This is a genomic window from Geomonas oryzae (assembly GCF_004117875.1).
Classification (GTDB): domain Bacteria; phylum Desulfobacterota; class Desulfuromonadia; order Geobacterales; family Geobacteraceae; genus Geomonas; species Geomonas oryzae.
In genome coordinates, this window is sequence record NZ_RAHW01000009.1 from 60843 (window position 1) to 82305 (window position 21463).

Here is a 21463-nt window from a genome sequence, read left to right on the forward strand (position 1 = left end):
AGAATACGAAAAAACCGCCCGCCTTTCTCAAAAAAGCTCCCCCTTACTTATTGCACCGGTGACACGACTGTAGCCGGCGCCATGTTAGCAAAACAAGAATCTCAACGCAATGCTCAAGAGCGGAATTGCTCTGCCGGAAGCGGCGGCAAACACTTGATGAGCAGTTGATAGGCAAGTATCTCGATCGAGACGATGCCTACTGCGATCATCACTTCAGCAAAGGAAGGGAAATAATGCCAGCCGTTGCCGGGGTTGAATCCGATCAGGTAAACGTTGAAGCGGTACAGGCCGCCGCCTGAAAGCATGACTACGGCAGCCAGAAAAAGACGGCGCGGCGAGTGCCTTCTCGCCACGGTGAAAAGAGGTATCGCGCCTATGGCCATGAGAAAGCACTCGGCGAGGAAGAATATCGAATAGAAATCGCCGTGGAAAACGGCGGTGACCTGGTCACGCCGCATGATGTCGCCGATCCTTATCGTGAGCCATGCGGTGGTGAGCCACGGGATGATCCGACCGACGGCGGCAAGCTCCGCGTTGTGGAACCCGCGCTCCAGCACGAAGGAGGAAAGGACGGAGACGAAGATGACGATGGCGTAACCGAAGTAGATGCAGTTGATGAGGAACAAAAGCGGCAGGAACGGGCTGTGCCACAAGGGATGCAGCTTCGTCGAGGCGATCAGCATGAGCGATCCGAGCGCCGACTGGTGCACGGTCGGGAGCACTATCCCCGCGATGGAGATGCAGATGAGGACCTTGTTGATCCCGCCGGAGAGGCTGCGATCGGGAACGGCTTCCCCCCCCTCCCCGCTCCTGGAGGCGAGTCCCCTGCGCATGAGTGCGGCAAGGATCGTGGTGCGCAGCGCCGTCGGCGTACCGCGACCCATGAGGCGCAAAAGGTTCGGCAGGTATTCGAGGGAAAGCGCGATCAGGTATCCCAGGGCGCAAAGGGTCAGCTCGAAGAAGGCGGAATTGGGCTGCCAGCTCGTGACGGACGAGAAACCGTGCGCGTTCCAGGGGCGGCCGATCTCGACCACGATGGATGACGCGGCAAGGAAGGAACCGAAGAGGCTCGTGAGGATGGCGGACTTGACCAGCGAATGGTACCGGCCTCGGTTGATGATGTAGCTCAGGAGGGCCACGGCGTAGCCGCCGCAGGTGACGGCGGTGCCGATGGCGACGTCGTAGGCGACCCAGATGCCCCAGGGGTAGCCGTCGCTTAAGTTGGAAACGGCGCCGATCCCCTTGACGAAGCGGACCGCGATGAAGAAGAGACCGACCAGGGACAGGGCGAGGAGAACGAAGAAGGACTTGGTTAGGATATTTCCATTGCCGTTGGGTAGGCGTTCTGTGTCGCTGGTCATCTCGGTCCCTGTCTGCTTGACGCTACGGAAAACGACGCAAGTGTAAGGGGTGAGGCCTGCCGCTGTCAACAATTCCGTATACCGCGGTAACGGGCCGTCGCGGAGTACCGGCATGAGAAAACCGCCCCCCGGCATGCGGAAGGCGGTTCGTTTGTGACGGGAGCGCGCGTAGAGCTAAGGTAACGCCCTCTCCTTCTCATCCTTTACCGGCTTGTTCTTTTCGTGCAGGTACTGGTGCAACGCGGCTAGGTCCGATGCCTTGTTTAGGGCCGAAAGCATGTCCTTCTGGTCGATCACGTTCAGCTTTTTCACCAGCGCCGCCTCGATGCTCCCCCCGACGTGCACCGTGTTGTCCACGGACTGAGGCGGCTTCTCCCCGCGGTCACCGACCACGTAGAAGAACTTCAGATACGGGTTGGACTTGATGGCTTCGGGAATGACGACGCGCAGCATGTCGAGCGGAACGTTCTTGCCGATCCAGACGGCGCAGTTGCTCTGCTGATCGACCACCCACATGTTTTTAGCGGGTACGGAAACGGAGTAACCCTTTTGCTTGAGGGATGCGGCAAGCTCGTCGCTTTTACCGACATCGGCGATCTCGACGGTGTGGTTTCCCGGTTCAGCGCAAAGGGCTTGAGGCGGGGCACCCCACAACACGCAGGCAGACAGAAGGACAAGAAGCAGGCGCTTGGTGAAACAGAACATCTTTCCCTCCCTTTTCACAGATACTCGGATTGCAGTTGATGCAACGCATGTGGCCTGCGCCGCCTGTAACGACCTCAAGCAGGTCGGGCAGCAAAGGCTTGAATATATGCGGTGGGTGCCCGTAAGGGCACCCACCGGACAGACGTAGGCTGAACGTGTCAGGCATTAAGGCATTTTGAGTCCCTTCTCGGGACGCGAGAAGCTATGGCACCAGGAGCAGTCGTTGCCGCGGGTGTCGACGTGGCGACCGTGGAAGGAAACGTAGTCGCCGGAGTAGGACTTGACGGTGTGGCACTGACCGCAGACCACGGACTGGGCGGCCTTGAGGCCGTAACCCATGTTGGTGATGAGCTTAAGCTGGGTGGCCGAAGCGTTCGGGTGGCACGCGGCGCAGGCAAGGACGTTGCCGGTTGCCGGCGGCACCTGGTGGTTCAGCACCTGCAGCTCGTCGGTGGTGACGGTGCTGTAAGCGGTGGTGCTCGGAAGCCCCATGTACACCATGCCGTCTTTAACGGCCTGGTCGTAGTTGCCGGTGGCGAAGAAGGTCGCGGTGGAGATGGTGACCACCTTGCCGTTGGCAAGCGCCTGGTTGGCGGTCTTGTACTTGAACGGGTAGAGCTTGGTCCCTACCGGATCGGTGATTGCGCCGACCGGACGGGAGATCTGGTAGGCGTTGGTAGCGGGGTCGAGCACGGCCGCGTTGAATGCGTTGTTGCCCCAGGAGGTGCCGTTCCAGAAGGCGTACTTGGGGATCAGGTCGTTAGCCTTGGTCGGCATCGGCTCGTAACGGTTCAGGGTGGCGTTCCACTCGGCCACCTGCCAGTTGCGGTTCGTCTCGGTCGCCTCGGTGTTGGCGGTGTCGTTCGCGTTCTTCGCGTACTTGTTGATGTGGCAGGTCTGGCAGGCGATGCGGGAGATGTGGTCGTTCACCGCGGCGGTTACGTGGCCGGTTGCGGTGGTCTTGGTCGGGTGGCAGGCGCTCGTGGAGCAGGTCACCTCGAGGGTGCTGTCCTCGGGCCTGAGGTCGGAGCCGCGACCGGCGACACGGTGACCGGTGAAGGTGTGGCACCCCTGGCACTGGATGTTGCCGCCGTTGCCCATCGCCATGTGGGTGTCGTAAAGGACGTCGGAGGTGGTGCCGGAGGCAAGCGCGATGTCGCCGCGTTTGACGGCGTCGCCGCCGCCCGCTTTCGCATGGCAGCCGAGGCAGTTCTTGCGGGTCGGCTTCTGGCCGGCCTTCTGGACCACGAGGTTCATGTCGAGACCGGCGGCCGGCTCGAAGAGGCCGGTGGTCGCGTTACGCACGCGGCTGTAGGGAGCGTTGGTGGCGTCGGCATGGCACATGAGGCAGTCGATGGAGGCAAGCTGTGCGGCACTCGGGTTGGCGGTCGCGACCGGTTTCGCGCCGGTACCCGCGTGGCAGGCGCCGCAGGGGCCCCAGTTGCCCTGGATATTGATGCAGTAGGCGTTGAGGGCCGAGGAGCCGTCGGTGGCGTCCATCTTGCCCTGGGTGGTCGGGCCGGTGGTCATCTCGGCCGCGGAACCTTTCCACTGGTAGTGCACGCCCTGGTACATCGCCTGGGCCTGGCTTGTGTGGCAGGTGGAGCACATGGAGTAGCCGGACCAGGTCAGCGTGGCGTGCGTCGTGGTCCCGCCACCGCCGGAGATGGTGTAGGTCTGCGACTTCACCGTCTCAAGGTTACCGGCGGTATCCTTGGAGAAGTATTTCAGCGTGGTGGTGGCGCTGAAGGTGAGCGGCGCGCTGTACACGGCGGAGCCGGTGGTGGGGGTGGTGCCGTTCGTCGTGTAGTACGTGGTGGCCGCCTCGTTGACCGAGAGGGTCACGGTGACGGCGCTGGTGAAGGTGCCCCCAAGCGGCGAAGCCGTGGTTGTCGGCGCCGTCTTGTCTACCGGCACTTTGCCCGCCATCGCTGCCGGCACGGAGAGTGCCAGGAGCATGGCGAGGCAGGTGAGTGCTGCGAACAACTTTCTCATCTTTACTACCTCCTTTGGGTGGTGCTGAGGGAAATCTCCCAACCATTGGGGTATACCACTCAGCTTAGACGATGATCCCTTGCCACCGCCCTTCCTGACCGGGTGGGACCATACCCGCATTATGCGTTCAAAATCAGGTGGTTAATGAGATAAAGCCTGCGACCTATAAGAAAAACGACCTCATCTCACTGGGCGATTCGCCCTAATGCAGCAGCATCCATTCCACTTAAAAATCGTATTATTTTACAAATTGAATAAAAAAAGGGGCGGTAAGACACCCCAACCGACTGAGGTAATAGCCCTAGGTTCAAAGAGTTGTAGGAAAATTAATGATGGCGGGCAGAGAAAAACGGAGGTGATTCGGGGAGAGAAAAAAATAAGAAAAAATAATTTTAATGTCAGTGAGGCTTATCCGGCTGGGTGATTTAACGCTCAAGCACCTCCCTCACCCTGCGCAAGAGCTCCAACGGCTGTACCGGTTTCATGATCAGCTCGACCCCCTCCTGCATGCCGCGGCTCTGTATGAAGTCGGCCGTATAGCCAGAAGTGAAAAGGACCTTCGCGTCGGGGCGCACCTTCCTGATCTCATCGAAGGCGTCGATGCCGTTTTTGCGCGGCATGATGATGTCCATCAGCACGAGGCCGATGCCGTTTTGGTGCACGGCGAAACGGTCGACGACCTCCTGTCCGTCGTCCGCGAGGATCACCTGGTAGCCGTGCTTGGTCAGCACCATTTCCACCAGGTTGCGCACGCTCGGGTCGTCCTCGGCCACGAGGATGGTCTCCGTACCGCTCGGCGGCTCAAGCGGCATCACCCGGTCCTCGCCGAGGGAGGTCTCCACCCTGACGAGTGGGAGCTCGATGGTGAAGGTCGTCCCGTGCCCCGGGGTGCTGCTTACACGGATGCTCCCCTTGTGCTGCTGGATGATGCCGTAGACGATGGCCATGCCGAGTCCGGTCCCCTTCCCTACCTCTTTCGTGGTGAAGAAGGGCTCGAATATCCTGTTGCGCGTCTCTTCGTCCATCCCCTTCCCGGTATCCGAGACGATGATGACGGCCTGCGCTCCCGCGGCTCCCGCAGGTCCGGCACCGGCTTCCTGGAGGCCGGTGGCGATGGTGAAGGTTCCCCCGCGCGGCATCGCGTCGCGCGCGTTGGCGGCCAGGTTGATGAGCACCTGTTCGATCTGGCCGAGATCGACGAAGACCGGGAGCCGCTCCGGAAGCAGCTCGGTCTTCAGCTGGATGTCCTCCCCGATGACCCGCACGAGGAACTGTTCGACCCTGTGAACGATCTCGCCGACGTCGGTCTGCTGCGGCGCCATGGCCTGTTTGCGGCTGAAGGCGAGAAGCCCGCGGGTAAGCTGCGCGGCGCGCTCGCTCGCCACCGCGATCTGCTCGACCAGCTCCAGGTGTTGGCTGTCGTCCGGCAGGTCCATCTTCAGGATGTTCGCGTAGCCGGCGATGACGGTAAGCACGTTGTTGAAATCATGGGCGACACCGCCCGCCAGCTGCCCCACCGCCTCCATCTTCTGGGATTGGCGCAGTTGCTCCTCCATCTGATGCCGCTCGGTGATGTCGGTGATCGCTCCGGAGAGGCGCACGGCCTCCCCCTCGGTGTTCCACTCCGCCTGTCCGCGGCAGCGCACCTTCAGGTAGACCTCTTCCCTGGTCCTTAGCCTGAGCTCGAGGTCGAAGGGGGCACGCCCCGAGAAATGCGCGTCGAGGGCATCCTGCACCCTGGCGACTTCATCAGGGTGCAGCCGCGAAAAGAAGGTATCCGCCTCGTTCAGGAGCTCGTCGTCGGCAAAGCCCAGAAGTTCCTTCCAGCGCGGCGAATAGTAGTAGTCGCCGCTTTTCAGGTCCCAGTCCCAAAGCCCGTCACTGGTGCCCCGTACGGCGCGGGAGTAGCGCGCCTCGCTTTGCGCAAACCGCTCCAGGTTCTCCTTGAGCTCCTTGTTGGCGAGCAGGAGCTCGCCGGTGCGCCGCGCCACAAGCGCCTCGAGCGAATCGCGCTCCCGGCGCAGGGCATCCTCGCCGCGCTTTATGCGCACCATCGCCTTGATCTGGGCGACGAGCTCCGCCTCGTCGATCGGCTTGGAGAGGAAGGCGTCGGCGCCGCATTCGAGCCCCTTGACGCGGCAGACGGAATCGCTTCTATGCGCCGTCACCAGGATCACCGGGATGTGCTGGGTGGAAGGTATCGATTTCAGGCGCCTGGTCGCCTCGAAACCGTCCATGCCGGGCATCTGTATGTCGAGCAGGATGGCGTCAGGCCCCTCCATGCGCGCCCGGCGTATCCCGTCCTGGGCGGACTGCGAGGTGATGAGACTCGCCTCCGGAAGGAATATCTTCAGGAGCGCTCCGAGGGTGAGCAGGTTGTCGTGGTTGTCGTCGATGGCGAGGAGCTTCATGTGGGCAATTCCTCGCATGGTGCGACCGGCTCGGTCGCGGTGAGCTGCACGGGGGCCAGGTAACGCGCCACGAGGTCCTGCAGTTCCTCGGGCTGATACGGCTTGGAGAGATACCCCGCGCATCCCGCGGCGAGGGCCCTTTCACGATCGCCCGCCATGGCACTTGCCGTCAGAGCCACGACCGGGATGGCGGCGGTGGCCGTATCGCTTTTCAGGCGCTGCAGCACCTGGAAGCCGTCCAGCACGGGGAGGTGCATGTCGAGCAGGATGAGCGACGGAAGCGAGCGCCTGGCGGCTTCCACCCCGGCGGCACCATCCACCGCCTCGATGATGCGGTACCCGGTGCCGAGAACCGCCTTCAGGGTGGTCATGTTGTCGTGGTTGTCCTCGATCACGAGCAGGGAGCCGTCCCCCACCCAACTCACCGCGGCGATGGCCGGGGGAGACAGGGGCGCGGCCTCCCCCTTGAAGAGCGTCACCGCTCCCAGCATCTCGTAGACCCGGCGCAAAAGCTCCTGCAGTTCGACGTCCCCTTTCTGCACGAGGTGGCGCACGGCGAGCTCGCGCAGGCGGTCGTGTTCTCCGGGAGAAAGGGTCTTCGCCGTCATCACGAGCACGGGAACCTCTTTGGTGAGGCTCGAGGCGCGCACCGCCTCCAGCACCTCGAAACCGTCCACCTCGGGCATCATGATGTCGAGGATGATCCCGTCCGGGACGTGGGTCTTCAGGTAGGTGAGCGCGTGCCTCCCCCCGGAGACCGCGTCGACGCAGAAACCGGCCGATTCGAGCGCGAAGCGGAGCTGGATGGTGGCAGCCTCGCTGTCTTCGACGATGAGGATGCGCGCCCCCTTCGGCCCGCGCCGCTCGGGAAGTTGCCAGCCAAGCCGCGTCAGGGTCTTCACCAGCTCGTCGAGCACGACCTCGCGGTCGAGGGCGTTTTTCGAGAGCACCGCGCTCACCCCGGAGGAGAGGCGCTGCAACTCGACCCCCGAGAGCTCTTTCGAGGTGATCACCACCACCGGGATGTCGGCGGTGCTCTCGTTCGACCTCAAGCGGTCGAGGACCGCCGCACCGTCCATGCCGGGCATGAGCAGATCCAGGGTGATCAGGTCGGGGTGGTCGGCAGCGGCAAGCTCGAGAGCCTCCGGCCCGCTCTCGGCCATGAGCACGTCGAGCCCCTGCTCCTTGAACATGGAGGCGATGAAGTACCGGTCGAACTCGCTGTCGTCCACGACGAGCACCAGGCGGCACCCTGCGCCGGCAAGCCGCGCGAAGGTCTCCATGAGCTGCTCCCTGCCGACGGGCTTGGCGATCACCCCGACGGCGCCGAGGGCGACGCCGGTTTCGCGGTCCTCGGAGAGCGAGATGATCACCACCGGGATGTCCGCCGTCTCGGGATGCTCCTTCAGTTCCCGCATCACCTCCCACCCGTCCATGTCGGGCATCATGATGTCGAGGGTAATGGCGAAAGGATGCCTTGCCCGCGCAAGCCTCAGCGCGTCGGCGCCGTTCAGCGCGGTCAGCGTTTCGAACCCCGCCTGCGCGAGGTGTCCGGTGATGAGCGATACCGCCCCCGGGTCGTCGTCGACCACCAGGACGGGACGTCCGGGCACCTGGTGCGGGGTCGCCTGCGCAGGGGCGATGAGAGCGCTTTGGGCCGGCCCTGCCGCACGGCTGCAGTCAAGCGGCAGGCGCAGGGTGAAGAGCGATCCCCTTCCCTGCTCGCTCGTGACGCTCACGTCGCCACCGAGAAGGCGCGCCGTCTTCTTGACGATGGCAAGGCCGAGCCCGGTCCCCTCGTAGGAGCGGGAGGTGGAGCCGTCGGCCTGGCGGAACTCGTGGAAGATGCTGTCCAGGTACTGCGGCGCGATGCCGATCCCGGTGTCCTCCACCTCGAAGAGGATTTCTCCCTCCAGCGGAGTGAGCCGCAGGGTGACCGAGCCGGCTTGCGTGAACTTCACCGCGTTCCCCACGAGGTTTTGCAGCATCTGGCGCAGCTTCTTCGCATCCACGACCATGGGGGGAACGGACTCGGGCGCACGGAGTTCGAGCGCGATCTCCTTTTCGCCGGCCAGGACGGCGAGCCCGTCGACCACCTCGGCGGCGATGCGCTCCGGCGCCACCGCCTCGAGGTAAAGGTCCTGGCGCCCCGATTCGATCTTCGCCAGGTCGAGGATGTCGTTTATGAGCGAGAGGAGGTGCTTGCCGTTTTTCTCGATGATGGAGAGATACCCCTTTTCGTCCGCGGTGAGCCGCTCCCCTCCCTGGACCGCCAGGACGCGGGTGAGCGCCAGCACGGAGTTTAGCGGGGTGCGCAGCTCGTGGCTCATGTTCGAGAGGAATTCGCTCTTAAGCCTGGTCGCCTCTTCGAGGAGTTGCTTTTGCTGGTCCAGTACGCGGTTTCTGCGGGCGAGCTCGTCGGACTGCTGGGCGAGCTCGGTCGACTGCTGCACCAGTTCCTCGGACTGCTGGGTGAGCTCGGCGTTCTTGACGGCAAGCTCCGAGGCGAGGCGGTGCACGTCCTCCTCGGCAAGGATGCGGGCGTAGGCGGAGCCAAGCGGCATGAGCACCATCTCCAGGGTTTCATGCACCCACAAGGCGAAGGGCTTGTCGCAGGCAAGGGAGACGAAGGCGCAGAGTTCGCCGTCCACCTCGACAGGGATGGTCACGATCTCCGCCGGGACGATCTCGCCGAAAGGGGTCAGCAGGCGCAGGGACGAGCCGTCCGGCTCGGGGGCGTAACGGGTGATGCGCCTCGAAGCAAGCAGGATGCCGAGTTCCCCCTCGAGCCCAGCGCGGCTGTAACGGCGCAGCCTGGCGCAGTCGGCGCCGATGGCGCAGGCAGGCACGAAGTGGTCCGTTTCGGCGTCCTGCACGAAAGCCGCTGCCAGTTTCGCCCCGGTGATCTCGCAGAAAACCGGGAGGAGGCGCCGGAAAAACTCGTCCAGGGAGGCGGCATCCACCAGACGCTCGGACAGGCGCAGCATGGCGTCCTGCGCCGACATCTTGAGCTGCAGGGTCCCGGCCATGGCGTTGAAGGCACCGGCCAAGGCGACCTGTTCCAGGGTCCCTTCAGGCTCTATCCGTACGGCGTAATCCCCACCCTGGATCTCGCTCGCCGCGTCGGAAAGCTTCACGAGCGGTGCGCTGATGCCCCTGGCGAGCCGCCATGCGATGAAAAATACGAGGACGGCGATCAGGACGCTCAAGCCGTAGGTGAGGTACAACATCCGCTTTATGGGAGTGTAGATGTCGGCGGAATCCTGCTTGCAGACGAGTCCCCAACCGGTGCGCGGGATGTGGGCGTAGGCGGAGAGAACGTCGACGCCGCGGTAATCCGTGGTACGTGCGATACCGCTTTGCCCGGCGGCCGCCATGAGGGCAGGCTTCCCCTTGAGACGGACCTTCAAGACGGCGTCGGGGAGGGAGCGCAGCCCGACCAGAGGCCGGGCATCGCGGTTCACCAGTACGACCTCGCCGCTTTGCCCCATGCCGGTGCGGTTCTCGGTGATGACGGAAAGGAGCTTGCGCAGGTTGTAGCGCACCACGACGACCGCACGCACCGGGGCCCCTTCCCCCTTTATAGGTGCGGCGAGGTCGAGGCTTGCACTCACCTCGCTGCCGAACACGTACGCCTCGCCGATGACGGGAGTCGCGTCGTGCAACGCCGCGGCGGCAATCTCGGGGCGCGCGATGCGATGACCGTTACGCGCCGCATCGGTGCTTAAAAGGATGGTCCCGTCCTCGGCCACGATGGAGACGTCGGACACCGGCTCGTACCCCCCCTGGTAGCCGCGCAGAAGGGGAAAACTGTCACCGGCGGAATTCTGCAGGGCGCCACGGTCGGCGAGCAGCGTGCGGGCGGCGAGCTGCACGCTTTTCCCGGAGCTCACCGTGGTGACGTCGACGATCAGGTTGTCGAGGACCGCGTTGATCTGGTCCTGGCGCAGCGCGGTGACCGCCGCGAGCTTGTCGAGCATGAGCGAGGTGGCGAGCCGTACGCGCTGCACGTAGATCAGGGTGGTGATCAGAGCCAGGGGCACCAGGCAGATGGTCGTGAACCAGAAGGCGAGGCGCCCTTTCAGGGTGGGGAAGAACGTTTTTTTCATTTAGCACCATCCGACGGATCAGAGCTGCGGTAATGAAAACTCTGCAGGGCGAAACGCTCCCCGTCGGCCATTACCTTGCGCAGCATTTCATTGTCAAAGGAGTCACGTACCCGCGACCAGGGTGTGTCCTGCGGGATCTTCCCCGCCTGTTTCAGGAAGTTGAACTTTCTGTAGAGGAGCCCTTCTTCGCTGAGAAGGGCTGGGGATATGCGCGGTGCGGCCGGGATGTTGAGCAGGTCGTTGCGTACGAGGCCGCTTACCTGTGCCGCGGTGAGCGGCAGCGCTCCACCCTGGAACCGCCCGGCCGCCGCTATGGTCCAACCGGAAACCTGGTCGAGGTGCCCCGGAAGACGCATCCACATGCAGGCGCGCGCCACCGAGGCCGCGAGCTCGCGCACCTGCTCCGGGTGCTGTGCCACGAACTCGCGGCGCAGGCAGAGAAAGCCGTAGCTGATCCCCTTGTTGATCAGGTGCCATTCCGGATGCTGGGCGAGGGCGATGGTCGGGGTCGGCTCCCAGGCGCTGAAGGCGTCGATGCTTTCGTTGTCGAGCGCGCGCGCCATCTCGCCGACCTCCATCGGGACGAGCTTTATGTCGCGTTCGGAGAGCCCTTCGCTTTCGAGAGCGCTCAAAAGGGCGAAATGTGCCGCTGAACCCACGCCGGTGGCGACGCGTCGCCCCTTTAGGTCGCGCACGAGCATCGGACGTTTCGAGATGATGGAGGCGAAGCCCTGCTTGAGAAGGGCGACCACCACGTAATTACCGGTGGCAAGGGCCGTCAGGGTGGGCATGTCGGCGAAGATGCCGCCGTCCAACTGCTTGGTCGCCAGGTAACCGGCGATGTCCTTTCCCTTGAAAAAGGGGTGCACCCTGAGTTCCATCCCGGCCATGGCCAGCCGCTCATCGAGCGTCTTGTCGCGCGTCAAAAGCTCGGCAACGGCGGCTTCCGGCAGGGTGATCGGTTGCGCGCCCAGGTCGAGGACGGCATCGCCGCCGAAGCGGTATCCCCGGTACGTTGCGGCTGCCTGCCGTTGCTGCCCCGAGGGGGCGCCCTCTTCCTTCGAGGAGCAGCCGCAAAGAGACAGTGCGATGAAAAGGGTGATCAGGAGACGACGAAGCGAACTCGGCATCAGCTCCTCCCGGTCTGCTTCTTGCGGTAGAGGTTGCCGCAGTCGAAGATGCGATCCAGGTGCGGGAGATACCGTTCGGGCACCGTTTCCGCCTTCCCGAGCATCAGGATCCCTCCATTGTTCAGGGCCCGGAAGAGGTTGTCGAAGACCTTCAAGTATCCCTCCGGATCGAGGTACATCAGGAAATTGCGGCAGGCGATGAGGTCGAACCCCCCGAACAGGGATTCGGGCGGCGCATAGGTGTGCGGATCGAGGAGATCGTGCCGCGAATAGGTGATCATGGAGAGGATGGCGGGATCGATCCGGTAGCCCCCCCCGTCCGGAGTGAAGTAAGTACTCAGCCGCTGCAGCGGCACCCCGCCCAGGCTTCCTGCGCCGTAGCGTCCGCGGCGCCCCTCTTCCAGCGCGTCTTCCGCGATGTCGGTGGCGAAGATCTGCACCTTGGTCTGCAGGTTCAAAAGCTTGGCGGTTTCATCGATGATGATCGCCAGGGAACAGGCCTCCTCGCCGCCGGCACACGCCGCGGACCAGGCCCGGAAGTACCCGTTGCCCTGCAGCAGCATGGGAGGGATCACGTGGGAGCGCAGGAGCTCGAACTGCAAAGGGTCGCGAAAGAAGCTGCTGAACCTGATGCGCAGCATGCGGACGAGACGGCACGGCTCCTCAGGGTCGCTCCGCAGCAGTTCCAGGTAAGCCGCGGCATCGCAAAGCCGGAGTTGGGCGGTCCGCTCGAGGATCCTTCTTTCCACGAGACCCTGGGCATAGGACCGGAAATCCTCACCGAAATGAAGCGTCAAAAACCTGATAATCTCAGCTACCGTCTCACGCAATCAGGCCTCCAGGGGCTGCAGAAACGCGTCGGCGGACCGGCGCATTCCGGGGATTACATGGAATCAATGGGCAACTTCGTTCCGGCTATCTTTTACAGCTGTAACGAAGAAGAGTAAAAGCGTGCCGAACAGGCCCTTCTCTTCTTTGATTATCGGTAGGAAAAACTCTTACTTGAGGTGTAAGCGAAAAACGATCTTCACTTACACCAATTCAGTAAGCAAAGTCAACGAGAATTGACTAGTGATACGGCACAAAGATAATCTGCAAAGTATGTATATTTTCGGATACATGCGGCATCGCGGAGAGCATGCGGGGGTGGTAAATGAAACAGGCCGCCTACTGCTCGAAGGCGGCCCATGAATTTCGCGTGAAGGGCTAGTCGGAAAGGCAGCGGCTGAAGCGTGGCTGGAGCACGCCATCCACCTCGACTTGTTCCATAAACATCGCTTCCGGGCGCACCCAAAGCCCGCCCTCGCCGTAGAGCGGGCGGTACACCACCATGCGCTCGTCCGTCTCGCTGTGGCGTGCGGTTCCGATCACCTCGTAGTAGTTCCCCTTGTAATGCCGGTAGCGGCCGGGTTCCACGGACATGGACGCATCCTCCTTTGTTGATCCATTAGTCCCCTCTCCCGCCGGGAGAGGGTGCCCGAAGGGCGGGTGAGGGCGTTGCCACGAAGCGATTCCTGCCTGCTGCAGCGCCCTCGCCTAGAAAGAAGCGTGCTCGGTCCGCGCGATGATCTCGTTTTGCAGCTCGACGGAGAGATCGCAGAAGTAGTCGCTGTACCCCGCGACGCGCACGATGAGATCGCGGTGCTCGGACGGGTTCGCCTGCGCGCGCTTCAGGGTCGCTACATTCACCACGTTGAACTGGACGTGATGGCCGTCCATCCGGAAGTAACTCCGCACGAGACCGGCGACTCCGTCGAGGCCGTTCGCGTCGAAAAGAAGCGTCGGCGAGAACTTGAGGTTCAGGAGCGTACCGCCGCTTCTGATGTGGTCCATCTTCCCGGCGGAACGGATCACCGCGGTGGGGCCGTTGCGGTCCGCCCCCTGCACCGGCGAGATCCCTTCGGAGAGCGGCGTGCCGCGCCTGCGCCCGTCCGGGGTGGCGCCGACCACCGAGCCGAAGTAGACATGGCAGGTGGTCGGGAGCATCTCGATCCTGTAGACGCCGTTTTTAGTGTTGGGCCTGCCGTCCACCACGTCGAAGAAGGCATCGAAGACGAGACGCATGAGGTCGTCGGCGTAGTCGTCGTCGTTGCCGTATTTGCGGGTCTTGTTCCAAAGCCTCTGGCGCAAGGGCTCCTGTCCTGCGAAGTCGGCGTCGAGCTCCGCCACGAGGTCGGCAAGGGGGATCGCCTTCCGCTCGAATACCTGCTCCTTTATCGCGGATAGCGCGTCGGTTATGCTGCCGATCCCAACCCCCTGTATGAAGCTGTTGTTGTAACGCGCGCCCCCCGCGTTGTAGTCGACCCCGCGGCTGATGCAGTCGTCGGTGAGGACGGAGAGAAACGGCGCCGGCATGGTTGAGGCGTAGATCATCTCGATGAGCCGGTTGCCGCGGATCTTTATGTCGATGAAATGGGAGAGCTGGGCGCGGAACGCCTCGAAGAGCGCCTCGAAGCTGTTAAAGCTCTCCGCCCTCCCCGTTCGGGGACCTAGCTGCCTGCCGGTCATCGGGTCGACCCCGTCGTGCAGGGCAAGCTCCAGCATCTTGACGAGGTTGAAATAACCGGTGAGGATGTAGGCCTCCTTGCCGAAGGCCCCCACCTCGACGCAGCCGCTGCAGCCGCCGGCGCGTGCATCGACGAGGGTCTTGCCCTGGCGCAGCTGTTCCTCGACCACGGCGTCGGCGTTGAAGATGGAGGGGAAGCCGTAGCCGTTACGCACCACCTTCAGGGTGTGCTTCAAAAAAGCGTCCGGGGACTTGCGCGAGAGCTGGACGTTGCTCGAGGGCTGCAGGAGGTGCATCTCGTCGATCACGTCCAGGATGAGATGGGACACTTCGTTGGAGCCGTCGGATCCGTCGGGAAGAAGCCCCCCGAGGTTGATGTTGGCGAAATCGGTGTAGGTGCCGCTCTCCGCTGCGGTGACGCCGACCTTCGGCGGGGACGGGTGGTTGTTGAACTTGACGAAGAAGCACTCCATGAGCTCGCGCGCGCCCGCTTCGGTGAGGGTGCCGCTTTCCACCCCTTGAAGGTAGAAGGGGTGCAGGTGCTGGTCCAGGTGCCCCGGGCTGAAGGCGTCCCAGCCGTTCAACTCGGTGATGACGGCGAGATGACAGAACCAGTAGGACTGCAGCGCCTCCCAGTAGTCGGTCGGCGCGTGCGCGGGGACCCAGCGGCAGTTGGCCGCGATCTTCAAAAGCTCCTGCTTGCGTGCGGCGTCCGAGGTCGCCGCGGCCATGCTCTCGGCGAGTTTCGCGTGACGCTCGGCGAAGAGGATGACCGCGTCGCACGAGATGTCCATCGCGACGAGCTCTTCGCGGCGCGCCCAGGCGTCGGGGTCGGCGGCGAAGTCGAGCGCCTCGATCGCCTGCGCGATCTCCTTCTTGAAATCGAGCAGCCCCTTGCGGTAGATCTTGTCGTCGAGCACCGTGTGCCCCGGGGCGCGCTGCTCCATGAACTCGGTGAAGATGCCGTGGCGGTAAGCCTCGTGCCACTCCTCGGGGAGTGCGGCGAAGATCTTCTCGCGCAGCGACCTCCCTTCCCAGTAGGGGATCACGCTCTCCCGGTAGATCTTCAGGCACGCCTCGTCGACCCGGTACCAGGTCTTCTCCCGGGAATCGAGGATGCGCAGGTCTTCCAGCGAGTGGCAGGTGAGCTCCGGATAGGTGGAGACGAGTTTCGGTGCCGGTCCCCTCTCCCCTACCACCAGCTCGCCATCGCCTATGTAGATGGTCTTCTTCTCGCAGAGGTGGTAGAAGGACTTCGCGCGCAGCACCGGGACGGACCAGCGCCCCTCGTTCTCGCGGTAAAACTCGGTGATGAGCAGCGCGCGCTCGGCGGAAATGGCCGGCTCGGCGGCGAGACTTTCCTCACGCAAACGTTCGGTTCTTCCGGTCATCTATACCCCTCCTATCCGTATGTCGAGGCCCCTGTTCGTGAAGAGCCGGGCGAAGTTATCCATCGTTTCCGCGGCGGGCGCCTGCGCCGTCGCAGCCTCTTTCGGCGCCTTTTTACCCAGTCGCGCCGGTTTCGCGGACCAGCTGCCGTGATAGGGGAGAAGCCAGACCTCGCGTACCCCCGCCGCCCCTGCGGCAAGCCCGGCCAACGCCTCCATCTCCTGAGCGGTGTCGTTGAAACCGGGCACCACCGGGATCCTGATCCAGATGTTTCGGTGCACCCGGCCGAGCGCCTCCAGGTTCGCCAGGATGGCGGCGTTGCCGGTACCGGTCCCCCGCAGATGCAGGTCGTTGTCGGCGCATTTCAGATCGAAGAGGAAGAGGTCCACGAGCGGGGCGAGGTCGATGAGAGGCTCGGTCGGGCAGAGTGCCGCCGTGTCCACCGCGGTATGGATGCCGTGGGCGCGGCATTTGGAGAGTAATTCCTTTAAGAAGGCGGGCTGGCAGAGCGGCTCCCCTCCCGAGAAGGTGACGCCGCCGCCTGAGTCTTCGAAGAACATGCGGTCCTTGAGGATCTCTTTAAACACATCGGCAGCCGTCGTCTCCCGGCCGATCATCTCGCGGGCGCCGGTCGGGCAGGCTTCGGCGCAGGCACCGCAGTTGCGGCAGGCGTTACGCGGCCTGAGCCCCTCGTGGCACGCAAGCAGGCAGGCGTCGCAGGAGATGCAGCGGTTCTGGGAACAGGCGATTTCGGGCGTCGCGGCATGGCTCTCCGGGTTATGGCACCACCAGCAGCGCGCGGGACACCCTTTGAGGAAGACCGTGGTCCGGATACCGGGCCCGTCGTGCAGCGAATAGCGCTGCAGGTTGAAGATCACACCACTGCTCATAGCTCTGCCGCGTCCCCCGACTACACCACCCGGATCATGAACTCGGGACAGGCCGCCCCGCAGTAGCCGCAAAGGATGCAGGCCTCATCGTCGACCCGGGCCTTGCCGTCCACCATGGCGAGCGCGTTGTTCGTGCAGGCCGGGACGCAGGCACCGCACCCTTTGCAGAACGCCTCCATGATGGTTAGCTTGCGCCGCCTCCCCTCGAGGGTGCTCCAGAGCGCCTCGTCGGCGCGCCCCTCGTGGAAAAGGGCGAGGTTGCCGTCGACCTCGGCCTCGGAGAGCATGCCGAGCGCGATGCCGTGCACCCCCTCGAGGTTCAGCACGAAACGCAGACTCTCGCGCGCGGTCGAGATGAGGTTTCCGCCGGCAAGCGCCTTCATGGCGTACACCCCCTTCCCCGCGGCGGCGCACGCGGCGATCGCCTCGGCCATCTCTTCCTGGGACCCGTCGATGATCCCCATGCCGGTGCGGTTGATCAGGGGATGCACCACCTCGATCTCGGGATGCGACACGGACTTCTTCATGGCGGCGACGAAGTGCGAGGAGAGCCCGACGTGGGCGATCTTACCCTCCTCCTTCATGCGCACCAGGGTCTCGATCACCTCCGGACGCTCGACGAAGGGATCGGCGACGCGCGCGCCGTGCAGGTGCACGATGTCGAGGCGCTCGAGGCCGAGTTCGTTTAAAGCGCGCTCCACGTGGGCGCGTGCCCCCTCAGCCGTGTTGGCGTGCGTTTTCGAGGCGATGAGGACCTCGCCGGTGTAGCCGTCCAGGGCGCGGCGGATGTGCGGGTAGGTCTGGTAGAGCTCGGCGGTATCGAGGAGGTTCACCCCGCGCTCGAGGGCGTAGCGGATCAGGCGTCCCCCCTCCTCGGGAGAGAGGGAGGCCTGCAGGGGACCTAAGGGAAGCGTGCCGAAAACGAGAGGGTTGATGCTCAGACCGGTGCTGCCAAGCGCTACTTTCTTCATGCGTCTCCTGCTCCTGATCAGTAATGCGGGGGTGGCTCTTCTTCTGAGGGGAGCCTCGACTGCGAGCTCATGCCGCGCAGGTGCTCCTTGATGATCTTGAGTTCCTTGGTGAGCTGATCGATAAGGGCCTGGTGCCCGGTCACTACCTCGTTCAGTTGATCGATCACGTGACCTTGATGCATGATCAGCATCTCCATGTCTGTCAGACGCTGTTCCATAGTCTTTCTCCTGTAGTAGCGGTCACCGTCCGGGCAAAGCGTCACGGACCGGCAAAGTTTAACCCGATTCATTTCCATAGCCAAGACAAAAAACTTCAAAAACAGGACGGATTCTGATAATTTCGGTCCCTGTCCCGGAGGGCGGAGCGCCGGGAGACGGAGGAAGAGATGACGGAAACGCCGAAATCGAACAGCGAGAAGCACATCGAAGCGATAATGCAGCATCTGGAGCCCGGAACGGACCGTTACGAGGTACTGGACAAGGCGAAGCGGTTCAAGTCGTCCTGGGTGGAGCTTGGCGAGAAGCTGCTCGACGTGAGCAAGCGGGCGCGCTTCCGTGAGTGGGGCTACGGCAGCTTCGAGGAGTACTGCGTGCAGGAGATCCGCATCAAGCGCGGCACCGCCGAGAAACTCACCATGGCGTACCGGTTCATGGAGAAGGAAGAGCCGCAGTTATTGCAGCATCGGGAGGAGTTGCGTCCCCTCCCCGATTACCGATCCATCGATCTTTTGCGTCAGGCGAAGGAAGAGAAGGGGTTTTCCGAGGAAGAGTACGGCGATTTGAGAAAGCGCGTGGTGGAGGACGAGAAGAGTCATCCCACCGTGCTGAAGAAGTTCAAGGAAGTGTCCGCGTTGCGCGAAGAGCCGAACCCGTTGGTGCCGCTTAAGGCCGCCGTCTCCGCGGCGAAGCGGCTTGAGTCCGCGTTGCGGGCCTGCGAGGTGGCCCCCGCCGCCTTTGTGCAGCAAGTGGGCGAGATGCTGGGGCATCTGGAGCAGGAGCTGAACGCCCGCGACCTGGAGAGCCAGGCCGAAGCCGGCACCGTGCGCGAGATCTAGCTGGCGGGGTGCCCCCCGCCCCCCCTCTTTTCCCTACCGGTAGCTGTCCCAAAAAAGCTTCGCCGTCACCGCGAGCACCGAAGTGATGAACACCGGTCTCACGAACCTCGTCCCCTTTTTGATCACGAGCTTCGCACCGATCCTTGCCCCTGCCGCCTGTCCGGCCCCCATGAGAAGCCCCGCGCCGAAGAGCACGTGCCCCCCCGCCACGAACACCACCAGCGAGACGATGTTGCTCACGAAGTTGAAGAGCTTGGTGTACCCGGTCCCCTTGCGCATGTCGAAGCCCAAGCCGAGCATGATGGCGATGACCCAGAACGAGCCGGTGCCCGGTCCGAGGAAGCCGTCGTAAAAGCCGAGCCCCAGGCCGGCAATGCCGTAGAAGAGGCGGCGCGGCAGGCGCGGGTGCACCTCTTCGGCGCCGAGCCTCGGCGTGAAGATGGTGTAGCAGAGGATCGCGAGCAGCAGGAACGGGATGCACTTCTTCAGAAATCCCGGGTCGATCTGCTGCACGGTGTAGGAGCCGAGGATGGCGCCCACGGTGGTCCAGATGACGCCGGGAAGCGCGTCGCGCAGGTTCACCGTTCCCGCCTTTACGAAGTGGAACATGGCGCTGCAGGAACCGAAGGACGCCTGCAGCTTGTTGGTGCCGAGCGCGGTCTGCGGGGGAAGTCCCATGCCGAGGAGGACCGGAATGGTGATAAGGCCGCCGCCACCGGCGATGGAATCGATCAGTCCGGCAACCGCGCCGGTGAGAAAAAGAATGGGGAAAAGGATCGGGGAGAGCTCGGTCATGCCGGTTCCCCCTCTGCGACGACGCGCGAGGCGATGCGCGCCTGGTAAGCCTTAAAGGTCTGCTTTGCTACGGATACTGCCAAGGGAATCTCCTTCAGTGCTGTCGATGGGTCGGCCATGGCCTGCGCTACGTGGTACATCCGCTGCCAGGCGATGGGCGCCTGCGGCGAGGATTTAAGCCAGAGCGCCTGCAGAACCAGCCGGTCCACCAGGGTTTGACGTTTCTGCTCCAGTAACTGATCGCACAGCCGCTCGATGACGGCCGTCACATTTCCAATGCTGCCGGGGTTCGTGCCGACGATCACGCGCGTCACCGCACTCCCCTCTTCCTTCCATCCCCCGAATAGGGCGCGGTAGCGGCACCACTCCCCGGACTCTTCAAGCGAGGCGATCTGCTCCGCGGGTTCGAGGAGAAGCGGCGTGTTCTCGGCTATTTCCTCAAGCATCGCTTCAAGTTCGCGTCCGGCGTCCAGCGGCGCCGCCTTCCAGCGGTTGCACCCGAGTATCTCGGCCAGCCTGACCAGCCAATGCCCGGGCGCCCTCCCCTGCTCGTTGCCAAGGGCAAGGGCATGCGCGATGCGCAGGTCGAGATAGGCGAGACTCGAGTCGATAGAGCAGCCGCGGTTTCGTGCGGCGGCAATGAAGGCGTCCCGCTCGGTCTCGGAAGAGAGGCGAGTCAACGTGCACTCGGCCACCCCTGCGCCTTCCTGCAGCGAAAGGGTGCAGCCTGCGTGGCCGCCGGCGTCGGGAGCTACGGCGTAGAAGAGCTGGTTTCCGGCACCGTCGAGGGGGCCGGCAAGGACGCTGACCTCCGCGGGGGCGGGCATGTGCGCGCAGGCAACCCGCGCCTTTCTGGCATTACCGATGGCCTCGTCGATACAGCCGCGCACAGGGTCGTCGAACCAGTTGCGCGTGACGATGAGACGGCTGAGCGTCTCTGGGGTGATGCTCCCCCCCTCGACCGCGGCGAGCATGCGGGCGACGCCCCGCGACAGTTCCGTATCACCGTTATAAAGAAACAGCGCGGCGACGTCGCGCAGAAGCGGAGTGTCCGCGCTGAGCATCTCCCAGACAAGACCGGGTAGCATCTCGGCGTCGCTCAAGGCGAAGAGCCCGAGCATCTCGTCGGCGCCATCGAAAGGCGAAACCAGACCGGACGCGGCGAAACGCTTCATGACGCCTGGGAGAAACGGCTCACCCACCTCTTGCGGGAAAGTGCCGCCCGAAACCATGCGCTCCAGTTCGGGCATGAGCGGCACGCGCGCCCGGGCGAAAACGGCGATCACGTCGTGCTGCAGCGCCGCCGGGGCGTCGTCGTGAAAAACGCGCGACAAAAGCGCCCTTTGCAGCCTTTGCATCTGCTGCCTGGCCCCTGGGCTCCCCCCTTGAGCCTCGACGGTGTAGAAGTCGAGGGTATGCCGCAAAAGCCTTAGCGCGGCGGCACGCTCCGGGGCTTCATCGGGATCTTCGGAAAAGCCGGCAAGAAGGGCCGCCAGCTCCTCGCATGCCGCCGGGTTCACCAGCAGGTGCCGGTGCAGTTCCTCGCGCAGGGCGAGGGTGACGGCCACGGATGCATCCTCCCCGGTCTGGAGGGAAAGCTCCAAGAGCCGCTCGATCCCGTTCAGCGCCTTGCCCGCGTCGGGCCGCACACGCGAACCGCAGAGCCTGCCGTCATGTTTGAGGGACTCCCTAAGCGAGCTTTCCAGGTCGGGCGACGGCATGGCGCGGAAGAACAGCTGGCCCGGGAGCGGGAAAGGCTTCCCGCGGTAGGGCCTGCCGTCGACAAGTTCGCGCACCTCGCCGTAATGCCGCTGCAGGCGTTCAAACCAGTCGGGACGCGAGTTGAGGGAATGGACGCAGAAGTCGAGGAGTTCGTCGGCGTAGGGGGCCTGGTAGCTTACGGGATCGAGGTGCGGACCGCTGAAGGGACCCTCGTCGTCGAGGGAGAGGTGCATCTGCGCTCTGTGCCGCATCTGCCCGTCGACCACCAGGAAGACGACACGGCGGCAGTCGCACGCGGGTCGCGTGCAGAAACACTCCAGGAAGGTGTATCTCCCCTGCGGGATCCGGCCGCTTTTGTGCGCGACCTCCAGGGTCATGACAGGCGCCTGCGCGCCGGGAAAGATCTGCTGGAAAGGCTTCATGG

Annotated in this window: 15 protein-coding genes; 1 reads left to right on the plus strand and 14 read right to left on the minus strand. The window is 63.7% G+C overall.

The window, feature by feature from the left end:
- Positions 1–113 precede the first annotated feature (113 nt).
- The 12 genes from hybB to D6Z24_RS19395 form a co-directional block, all read right to left on the minus strand.
- Complete coding sequence (hybB, locus tag D6Z24_RS19340; RefSeq protein WP_129128255.1) at positions 114–1361, minus strand: Ni/Fe-hydrogenase cytochrome b subunit; 1248 nt, start codon at positions 1359–1361, stop codon at positions 114–116.
- 174 nt (positions 1362–1535) lie between these two features.
- Positions 1536–2066, minus strand: coding sequence for a hypothetical protein (locus tag D6Z24_RS19345; protein WP_129128256.1), 531 nt, complete (start codon positions 2064–2066; stop codon positions 1536–1538).
- A gap of 165 nt (positions 2067–2231) precedes the next feature.
- Positions 2232–4061 carry a chitobiase/beta-hexosaminidase C-terminal domain-containing protein gene (locus D6Z24_RS19350; protein WP_129128257.1) on the minus strand — a complete coding sequence of 610 codons (1830 nt, stop codon included), beginning with the start codon at positions 4059–4061 and terminating at the stop codon, positions 2232–2234.
- Between the two features lie 425 nt (positions 4062–4486).
- Positions 4487–6472, minus strand: coding sequence for a response regulator (locus D6Z24_RS19355; RefSeq protein WP_129128258.1), 1986 nt, complete (start codon positions 6470–6472; stop codon positions 4487–4489).
- Entirely contained in the window at positions 6469–10581 is a 4113-nt protein-coding gene (locus tag D6Z24_RS19360; protein WP_129128259.1) for a response regulator, read from the minus strand. The genes D6Z24_RS19355 and D6Z24_RS19360 overlap by 4 nt, the downstream gene beginning before the upstream one ends.
- Positions 10578–11711, minus strand: coding sequence for an NrtA/SsuA/CpmA family ABC transporter substrate-binding protein (locus D6Z24_RS19365; protein WP_129128260.1), 1134 nt, complete (start codon positions 11709–11711; stop codon positions 10578–10580). Before D6Z24_RS19365 ends, D6Z24_RS19360 begins: the two co-directional genes overlap by 4 nt.
- Positions 11711–12541 (minus strand): CheR family methyltransferase, encoded by an 831-nt coding sequence (locus tag D6Z24_RS19370; protein ID WP_129128261.1) that lies wholly within the window; start codon positions 12539–12541, stop codon positions 11711–11713. The genes D6Z24_RS19365 and D6Z24_RS19370 overlap by 1 nt, the downstream gene beginning before the upstream one ends.
- 376 nt (positions 12542–12917) lie before the next feature.
- Positions 12918–13133, minus strand: coding sequence for a DUF1653 domain-containing protein (locus D6Z24_RS19375; RefSeq protein ID WP_129128262.1), 216 nt, complete (start codon positions 13131–13133; stop codon positions 12918–12920).
- A gap of 114 nt (positions 13134–13247) precedes the next feature.
- Positions 13248–15608, minus strand: coding sequence for a trans-4-hydroxy-L-proline dehydratase (gene hypD / locus D6Z24_RS19380; RefSeq protein ID WP_129128263.1), 2361 nt, complete (start codon positions 15606–15608; stop codon positions 13248–13250).
- Complete coding sequence (locus D6Z24_RS19385; protein WP_246014738.1) at positions 15609–16484, minus strand: glycyl-radical enzyme activating protein; 876 nt, start codon at positions 16482–16484, stop codon at positions 15609–15611. It abuts the gene before it with no gap.
- A gap of 32 nt (positions 16485–16516) precedes the next feature.
- Positions 16517–17467: an aldo/keto reductase gene (locus tag D6Z24_RS19390; RefSeq protein WP_129128265.1), complete on the minus strand. Its 951-nt coding sequence runs from the start codon at positions 17465–17467 to the stop codon at positions 16517–16519.
- A 17-nt stretch (positions 17468–17484) separates the two neighbouring features.
- Positions 17485–17685, minus strand: coding sequence for a SlyX family protein (locus tag D6Z24_RS19395; RefSeq protein ID WP_129128266.1), 201 nt, complete (start codon positions 17683–17685; stop codon positions 17485–17487).
- A gap of 168 nt (positions 17686–17853) precedes the next feature.
- Here D6Z24_RS19395 and D6Z24_RS19400 point away from each other — a divergent pair, with 168 nt between their 5' ends.
- On the plus strand, positions 17854–18522 hold the full coding sequence (locus D6Z24_RS19400; RefSeq protein ID WP_129128267.1) for a hypothetical protein: 669 nt from the start codon (positions 17854–17856) through the stop codon (positions 18520–18522).
- Between the two features lie 33 nt (positions 18523–18555).
- On the opposite strand, the gene D6Z24_RS19405 is transcribed toward D6Z24_RS19400, so the two are convergent.
- The gene (locus tag D6Z24_RS19405; RefSeq protein ID WP_129128268.1) at positions 18556–19317 is read right to left on the minus strand and encodes a TSUP family transporter; all 762 of its coding nucleotides are present in this window, start codon (positions 19315–19317) and stop codon (positions 18556–18558) included.
- On the minus strand, positions 19314–21461 hold the full coding sequence (locus D6Z24_RS19410) for a hypothetical protein (protein ID WP_129128269.1): 2148 nt from the start codon (positions 21459–21461) through the stop codon (positions 19314–19316). The genes D6Z24_RS19405 and D6Z24_RS19410 overlap by 4 nt, the downstream gene beginning before the upstream one ends.
- Between the last annotated feature and the right edge of the window lie 2 nt (positions 21462–21463).

Excerpts from the sequence above, each read along its gene's own strand:
- D6Z24_RS19400 (WP_129128267.1), top strand. The coding sequence starts at position 17,854 with ATGACGGAAACGCCGAAATCGAACAGCGAGAAGCACATCGAAGCGATA.
- D6Z24_RS19395 (WP_129128266.1), bottom strand. The coding sequence starts at position 17,685 with ATGGAACAGCGTCTGACAGACATGGAGATGCTGATCATGCATCAAGGT.
- D6Z24_RS19405 (WP_129128268.1), bottom strand. The coding sequence starts at position 19,317 with ATGACCGAGCTCTCCCCGATCCTTTTCCCCATTCTTTTTCTCACCGGC.
- D6Z24_RS19350 (WP_129128257.1), bottom strand. The coding sequence starts at position 4,061 with ATGAGAAAGTTGTTCGCAGCACTCACCTGCCTCGCCATGCTCCTGGCA.
- D6Z24_RS19390 (WP_129128265.1), bottom strand. The coding sequence starts at position 17,467 with ATGAAGAAAGTAGCGCTTGGCAGCACCGGTCTGAGCATCAACCCTCTC.
- D6Z24_RS19355 (WP_129128258.1), bottom strand. The coding sequence starts at position 6,472 with ATGAAGCTCCTCGCCATCGACGACAACCACGACAACCTGCTCACCCTC.
- hypD (WP_129128263.1), bottom strand. The coding sequence starts at position 15,608 with ATGACCGGAAGAACCGAACGTTTGCGTGAGGAAAGTCTCGCCGCCGAG.
- hybB (WP_129128255.1), bottom strand. The coding sequence starts at position 1,361 with ATGACCAGCGACACAGAACGCCTACCCAACGGCAATGGAAATATCCTA.
- D6Z24_RS19360 (WP_129128259.1), bottom strand. The coding sequence starts at position 10,581 with ATGAAAAAAACGTTCTTCCCCACCCTGAAAGGGCGCCTCGCCTTCTGG.
- D6Z24_RS19345 (WP_129128256.1), bottom strand. The coding sequence starts at position 2,066 with ATGTTCTGTTTCACCAAGCGCCTGCTTCTTGTCCTTCTGTCTGCCTGC.
- D6Z24_RS19365 (WP_129128260.1), bottom strand. The coding sequence starts at position 11,711 with ATGCCGAGTTCGCTTCGTCGTCTCCTGATCACCCTTTTCATCGCACTG.
- D6Z24_RS19410 (WP_129128269.1), bottom strand. The coding sequence starts at position 21,461 with ATGAAGCCTTTCCAGCAGATCTTTCCCGGCGCGCAGGCGCCTGTCATG.
- D6Z24_RS19375 (WP_129128262.1), bottom strand. The coding sequence starts at position 13,133 with ATGTCCGTGGAACCCGGCCGCTACCGGCATTACAAGGGGAACTACTAC.